The organism is Bartonella sp. AD328YNZD, assembly GCF_042196425.1.
Genome location: NZ_JBHIQG010000765.1, coordinates 1 through 642 on the forward strand (window position 1 = coordinate 1; position 642 = coordinate 642).

Annotated in this window: 1 pseudogene; it reads left to right on the forward strand. The window is 34.0% G+C overall.

The window, feature by feature from the left end:
* Positions 1–280: 280 nt before the first annotated feature.
* A pseudogene (locus ACFIO3_RS14910) lies at positions 281–642 on the forward strand (restriction endonuclease); the annotation flags it as partial.

The window sequence follows — 642 nt, forward strand, 5'->3', positions numbered from 1 at the left end:
ATTGCACCAAAGACGGTGTATGAAATACAGAAAACTTTGAATAAGGCACCCCATTATTTTACAGAATTCATTGATAAAATTTCACGATAATACTTCATAAAAATTACAAACTTTAACTTTGTTCCATGATTAACTTGGTTCCATGCGAATAAGGTCAATTTTTTCAATCATTCAAATAGGCACTCTTCTTTGAAGAAAACGCTATGAAAATAATAAAAGGCAAAAAACGTAAAAAAGAAGATTTTAAAAAAATAATGTTACCATTTGAAAGGAAATATGCATGAAAGAAAACACAGAACATTGTGCCTCCTCTACACCGGAAGAATTGCAAGAACAACACTCTGCAATTAATGCAGCCATTTCAAAGCAAATCAATGAAGAAGCGCAAAAATTTTTCTACCCCAATAGCAAAGTGCTTAAAAATAAATACCGCATCAAAGATAACGAAATATTAAAAGAACGCTGTTCTAATGATGTAAAAGAAGAAATGATAAAACTGCACCAAGAACCTCTACCAGAGCAGTTTAATGCCTCTTATCTAAAATACCTTCATCAACGCCTCTTTTCCCGCACATTTGAATGGGCCGGACAAACGCGCGAAGAGCCTTTTACATTTGAAGATGGCACTGTTGCTTCTATGCC